This is a genomic window from Streptomyces sp. NPDC051020 (assembly GCF_040683105.1).
Classification (GTDB): Bacteria; Actinomycetota; Actinomycetes; order Streptomycetales; family Streptomycetaceae; genus Streptomyces.
This window is the reverse complement of the sequence record NZ_JBFBCG010000172.1, coordinates 1-5,674: the sequence shown is the minus strand read 5'-3', so window position 1 is coordinate 5,674 and position 5,674 is coordinate 1. Positions and strand designations below refer to the sequence as shown.

Sequence of the window (5,674 nt, the reverse complement as noted above, 5' to 3'; positions counted from 1 at the left end):
GGTCTCGTCCACGTTCGACGACCCGAACCTGATCGCGTACGGCGGGCTGGAGCCGGTGGTGCGGCTGGCCGAGCGGTGCGGTCTGCCCGCGCTGGTCGGCGAGTACATCCGGCTGCCTGCCTGGGACATTACGGCCATGCGAGCGATTCTACGAGGCTCCGACCACGACTGCGTTCCGGCTTGCCCGTGTCTTCGGCGCCGGGTTCGCGGACTGAAGGCCTACGCAGGCGCCTCACCTCCGCTCGCGCGGAGAGGACGAGGGCGTGCTCGAGCCCCTGCCGGTAGATGACGGCTCACCTCCGCTCGCGCGGAGCTGCTGGAGATGCTGCTCGGCTTGCCCGGCCGGGACCGGATGAACGGTGCCGACGTGGCGGAGATGCTGCTGCCGCTCGCCGTCGAAGCCGTGGCCGTGGGCTGGACGGCGTCGAAGCTGCGCAGCCACCTGGCCCGCAGCTGTGACCCGGACCGCGTCTTCGACCCGGCCGCGATCTACCGGATGCACCTGAAGAAGCTCCCGGACGCCCCGGCCGGCTCGAGCGCTCATCCTGCGGCTGCCGCGCCGAAGTGCGACAAGTGCAACGGGTCCGGTCTCGCCGAGGACCCGGAGACCTTCCTCCCGATCGGCCCGTGCGAATGCCGCAGAGCTCCCGTCCTCGCCACCACGTCCTGACCCCCGCACAACAGCAGCGGCCGGAAACCTTGCCCGGCCCGGCCGCTGCTCGAATCCCTGAACGGAGATCCACCATGAGCGTACCCACCCCCACCCGGAGCAACGACGACGTCGATCCGGGCAGCTTCGAGCGCATCCCTCCGCAGGAACTGGACGCCGAGCAGTCGGTCCTCGGCGGCTGGCGAGCTGGTGGCACTGCTTGGGCCGAACGGCGCGGGCAAGTCGACCACGTTACGGATGCTGACCACGCTGCTTCCGCCCACCTCCGGCAGCGTGCACATCGCGGGCCACGACGCCGCACGCGAACCCGGTCGAGTACGCGAGGCCATCGGCTACGTCGGCCAGAAGGGCGCCTCCGGTGAGAACCATCGGATCCGTGAGGAGCTCATCACCCAGGGCCGGTGCTACGGCCTGAGGACCCGGGATGCGGGTCGCCGAGCCGATGAGGTGCTGGAGGTCCTCGGCATCGGCGACCTGGCCAGTCGTGCTCCCGGCACGCTCTCGGGCGGTCAGCGCCGCCGAGTGGACATCGCCCTCGGTCTCATCCACAACCCCCGAGTGTTGTTCCTCGATGAGCCCTCCGCTGGCCTGGATCCCCACAGTCGCGCCGCCCTCTGGGAACAAATACAGCTTCTGCGCGGCGAATACGGCATCACGATCCTGCTCACCACCCACTACCTCGACGAGGCCGACGACATGGCCGAGCGCATCGTGATCGTCGACCAGGGCGAAGTGATCGCCAACGGCACCTCGGACACCCTCAAAGCCGACCTCGCAGGCGACCGGATCCACCTCACTACAGGCAGCGCCGAGGACGCCCACTCAGCAGCCGGTCTCGTCAGGCAGCTGGCCGGGGTCGCCGACGTCGCCATGGACGGTCAGGCGGTGAGCGTGCGGATCGCCGATGCCGACGCCGCACTCCCAGCCTTCCTGCGACGGCTGGACCGCGAGTCCATCCCCGTCATCCGCGCCAGCGTGCACCGTCCATCGCTTGACGACGTCTTCCTCAATCTCACCGGCCGCCGACTCGAAGTTACCGGCGATGCCAAGCCCTCCGCCAACGGGCAGATCGGAGCAACTCATGCCTTACCCGACGCCTAAGGCACTCCGGGATACCGCCACGGTCTTCTCCCGTGAGACCACCCCAGAACTGCGGTCCCCGATCAGCATCATCTTCGCCATGGGACAGCCTCTGCTCTTCCTCGTGCTGTTCGGCTCGATGCTGGTCGGCACCGACCCCAACCTGGGAAACGCTGCCGGTGCAGGTGACGGTGACGTCTGGCAGTGGTTCGTGCCCGGCATCCTGGTGATGATGTGCCTGATGGGGCCGCTCTCAGCCGGTCACGGCATGCTGGCCGAACTCAACGGCGGACAGATGGAACGCTTCGGGGCCACACCGATCAGTCGCACCGCGATCATCCTCGGTCGCACCGGCAAAGACACCGTCACCCTGTTCGCCCAAGCCGCCCTCTTGACGATCATTGCGATCCCCCTGGGCATGGACCTCCATGTACCCGGCGCCCTGGCCACCATGGCCCTGCTGACCCTTCTGGCCACCGGACTCAGTGCGTTCTCCTACGTCCTCGCCATCGCCTCCCGGCCCAGCGGCAATCTGTTCTGGATCGTCACCCAGATGCTGATCTTCCCGATCACGCTGCTCTCCGGCATCCTGCTCCCCGTCGACGCCGGCCCCAGGTGGCTTTCTGCCATCGCCGCGATCAACCCCATCACTTACATCGTCGACGCCGCCCGCACCCTGTTCGCCGGCTACTTCCTCAGCACCTCCGTAGCCGCTGGCATCACCGCAGCCGTGGCGATCGCCATCATCGGCATGACGCTTTCGACCCGCGCAATGAAGCGCGGACTGTGAGTGCGCTCGGCATGGGACACCGCAACGCGCCGCTATCGATGGAAGGATGCCGACGCCTGGTTCGACGCTGCCAGACACGCCCGATCGCTCACGTCGCGGCAGAGATGGGCATCTCCCGGGCTTGTGCGTCGAAGTGGGTCAACCGGTGGCGGCGTCACGGTGAGGCTGGACTAGTCGACCGATCCTCGACTCCTCACCGAAGCCCGAACGCGACACCTGCCTGGGCCATCCTGCAGATCGGCAGACGCCGGTTCATCGACCCCGGCGGCGAGAGCAACTGTAAGCCGGGGGAGATCGTCGCCCGCTGGCCGGGTCACATGGTTCACCTGGACGTGAAGAAGGTCGGCCGGATCCCCGACGGTGGCGGATGGCGTATCCACGGACGCGACAGTGACCAGGCCAAGGCCGCTGACCGGGCGAAGTCGGCAGGTGCGAAACGCGGCTACGTCTACCTGCACTCCGCCATCGACGGCTTCTCGCGGCTTTCCTATACCGAGCCGCTGCCGGATGAGAAGGGGGCCACCGCAGCGGCGTTCCTGGCCCGCGCGAAGGTCTGGTTCGCCGCTCACGGCATCAACCACATCCACCGGATCGTTACCGACAACGGCGCCTGCCACCGATCAGGCGACTTCGCCCGCATCGTCGATGAAGAACTTCTCTATGCTCGCGAGTTCACCAGCGACGATGCCCGTACAGCGGCGATCGCGGTCTGGAACATCCACTACAACTACCACCGACCCCACTCCGGAGCGGGCGGACAGCCACCGGCCGCACGTTTGCGGGCGGGCGTCACCAACGTCCAGCCCTCCTACATCCAGGCCTTCCGGAGTTTGCCGCCTACTTCAGAACCTTGAGCAGCTGCTGCGCCAAGGCGCTGGCGGAGGCTGGGTTCTGCCCTGTGTACAGATTGCGGTCGACCACCGTGTACGGCTTCCAGATCTCTCCGCGCTCGAACTGTACCCCGAGCTCCTTCAGCTCATCCTCCAGCAGCCATCGAGCCCTGGAGGCCAGTCCGACGGCGTTCTCCTCGTCGTTGGTGAAGGCTGTGACCCGGTAGCCGGCAAATGGAGAAACCCCGCGCACCCTGGTGGCCAACATTGCGGCGGGGGCATGGCAGACCACTGCGAGCGGCTTACCCGAGGCGAGCGCCGCGGTCAGCAGCCGACCCGCGTCGGCGTTGAGCCACAGGTCCTCCATAGGACCGTGGCCGCCCGGGAAGTAGACGGCGTCGTAGTCCTCCAGGCGAGCGTCGGACAGCTGAATCGGCCGCCGGATCTCCTCCGCGGAACGGATGATGCCCTCCAACTCCAGGGCGATCTGGGCACTGCCCGCCATGTCAGGGCGCAGGCTCATCATGTCGACGCTGGGGACCACGCCGTTGGGAGTGGCCACCACGACCTGGTGCCCTGCTTCCGTGAGCGCCTTGTACGGCGCCGCGAACTCCTCGGCCCAGTAGCCGGTAGCGTGCCGGGTGCCGTCCTTGAGAGTCCAGTAGGGAGATCCGGTCAGCACGAAGAGCAGTTTCGCCACCGTTGATCACTCCTGCGTCCGGTGCGCGGCCCGCGTCCGTACCGCGGAACCGCCGTTTCATTGCCACGATTCCGTATGAAGCGGTCACTCGCACCCGGGACCGCCCTGGTCCCCCTCCCTGGCCTGCGGGCAGCGCCGCCATAGGCAGTGTCAGTACAGGGTGGCGACGGCGGTTCGGTACAGGAAGGCCTCGACTCGGTCCCACGACGAGTCGTTCTCGACCACCAGCGCGCCAGCCACTGGAGCCGAACCAGAACCACATCAGGTCCGCCGTCTCCTCCACCGTGCAGCAGGGCGGTGGAGTCAGAGGGGGGAGGTGACGACCCATGGTAGAAAGCGCGTCACGGTAGAGGCCGAACGCACGCTCCCACAGCGCCTCACCGTGCTCGGGCGAGGGCAGGGCCTTGCGGATCGCCTCGTGCACGGCGAACGGTCCCTTGTTACCCAACCGCGTACCCCGGGCAAGGGCTTCCACGACCGCCTCAGGCGTCCTCAGCCGGCAGCACCGGGAGGACGTCGCCTGCTGTGAAAGGCCTACGAAGCCGGAAGCCCGATTACGCTTCCCGTCGGTCGGCCTCACCCAACCACCGCGTCAGGGCCTTGCGCACCTCATCCGGGTCGGGGTCGTCGGCCGCCCACGCGGCATAACCGTCGGGCCGGACCAATAGGGTCGGGCGCAGACCGGTCGCCGGGGAGACCCTCACCAACCGCCCCGCCCACGGCGCTGCAACCGCAGCGACATCGCGGCCCACCAGTACGAACTTGCCCTCCCTCAGCGCCTCATAGAGCCGAACCGGCCTCTCTGCCAGGCGGAGATCCGGTATCCGGCGTCCAGCGAGGGGATGCCGTGCTTGCCGTCGCCGGACAGATCGAGCGCAACTACATCCGGGAACGGGAGATCCCCGTCCCCGACGACCGGCACCCACGGCGGACGTCCGACGGTCATCGACGACGACATGCGAACCTCCGGGCCGCGCGTGGAAGCAGGGCCCGGCGCTCGCCGTCGTCCCCGCGCCCCGCACCGTGCGCCCGGTCCGCATCGGGTACGCGAGGACGTCGACCGCCCGACAGGAGCTGGCGAGCCAGCTCGAAGCCCTCCACCGCGCGGAGTGCCACAAGGTCTTCAAGGAGCAGATCAGCACCCGCGTGAAGGTGCGCCCCGAACTGGAGTAGGCGCTCGCCCTGGCCCGCCAGTTCAAGGAAGCCGCCCCCGAGACGCCGGTCATCGTCACCGTCCACGAGCTGAAGCGGCTCGCGCGGGGCCGGGGGCGCGTCGGGGTGTTTGCGGCGGGGGTGCGGGGTGCCGTTCCGTGCGGGACCTACCGGGGGTCGGCCTGCTGCCCGATCATGGAGACCAGGGTGGCGACGAGTTCGTCGGCGGTGATGTGCCACTTGTCCGGGGACAAATGGCCGTTGGCCTCCATGTCGGTGATGCCGTGGACGCTGGTCAGCAGCAGCGGGGCGACCCGGCGGGTGCGATCGGTGCCGACCACTTCCCGGACGGCGGCGAGGAACTCGTTCTGGGCCTGATCGGCCGCCTCGTTCGCCGCGCGGATCGTGTCCGCGTCGCCCGAGGGGTAGGTGAACATCAGCCGGTACAGGTG

9 protein-coding genes are annotated in these 5,674 nt (G+C 68.2%); 5 read left to right on the top strand and 4 right to left on the bottom strand.

Features of this window, described 5'->3' with window-relative positions; all coding sequences use genetic code 11:
• Nucleotides 1-322: 322 nt before the first annotated feature.
• The 4 genes from AB0N06_RS37920 (at nt 323) to AB0N06_RS37905 (ending at nt 3,394) form a co-directional block, all read left to right on the top strand.
• A complete protein-coding gene (locus AB0N06_RS37920) occupies nt 323-670 on the top strand; it encodes a hypothetical protein (protein ID WP_366139227.1) in 348 nt (115 codons plus the stop codon).
• A 189-nt stretch (nt 671-859) separates the two neighbouring features.
• Complete coding sequence (locus tag AB0N06_RS37915; protein WP_366139226.1) at nt 860-1,771, top strand: ATP-binding cassette domain-containing protein; 912 nt, start codon at nt 860-862, stop codon at nt 1,769-1,771.
• Entirely contained in the window at nt 1,713-2,540 is an 828-nt protein-coding gene (locus AB0N06_RS37910) for an ABC transporter permease (RefSeq protein ID WP_366139230.1), read from the top strand. Before AB0N06_RS37915 ends, AB0N06_RS37910 begins: the two co-directional genes overlap by 59 nt.
• Nucleotides 2,541-2,551: 11 nt before the next feature.
• A complete protein-coding gene (locus AB0N06_RS37905; RefSeq protein WP_366139229.1) occupies nt 2,552-3,394 on the top strand; it encodes a leucine zipper domain-containing protein in 843 nt (280 codons plus the stop codon).
• Here AB0N06_RS37905 and AB0N06_RS37900 read toward each other — a convergent pair.
• From AB0N06_RS37900 to AB0N06_RS37890, 3 genes are all read right to left on the bottom strand, one after another.
• Nucleotides 3,378-4,070, bottom strand: coding sequence for a type 1 glutamine amidotransferase domain-containing protein (locus tag AB0N06_RS37900; protein ID WP_366139225.1), 693 nt, complete (start codon nt 4,068-4,070; stop codon nt 3,378-3,380). The two genes, AB0N06_RS37905 and AB0N06_RS37900, sit on opposite strands and share 17 nt — an antisense overlap.
• Before the next feature lie 554 nt (nt 4,071-4,624).
• Nucleotides 4,625-4,879: a hypothetical protein gene (locus AB0N06_RS37895; RefSeq protein WP_366139228.1), complete on the bottom strand. Its 255-nt coding sequence runs from the start codon at nt 4,877-4,879 to the stop codon at nt 4,625-4,627.
• A complete protein-coding gene (locus tag AB0N06_RS37890) occupies nt 4,843-5,028 on the bottom strand; it encodes a hypothetical protein (RefSeq protein WP_366139231.1) in 186 nt (61 codons plus the stop codon). The genes AB0N06_RS37895 and AB0N06_RS37890 overlap by 37 nt, the downstream gene beginning before the upstream one ends.
• A 65-nt stretch (nt 5,029-5,093) precedes the next feature.
• On the opposite strand from AB0N06_RS37890, the gene AB0N06_RS37885 reads away from it, so the two are divergent.
• On the top strand, nt 5,094-5,243 hold the full coding sequence (locus AB0N06_RS37885; protein ID WP_366139224.1) for a recombinase family protein: 150 nt from the start codon (nt 5,094-5,096) through the stop codon (nt 5,241-5,243).
• Between the two features lie 146 nt (nt 5,244-5,389).
• Here the strand turns inward: AB0N06_RS37885 and AB0N06_RS37880 are convergent.
• A partial coding sequence (locus AB0N06_RS37880) for a WHG domain-containing protein (RefSeq protein WP_366139223.1) occupies nt 5,390-5,674 on the bottom strand: 285 nt, incomplete at its 5' end.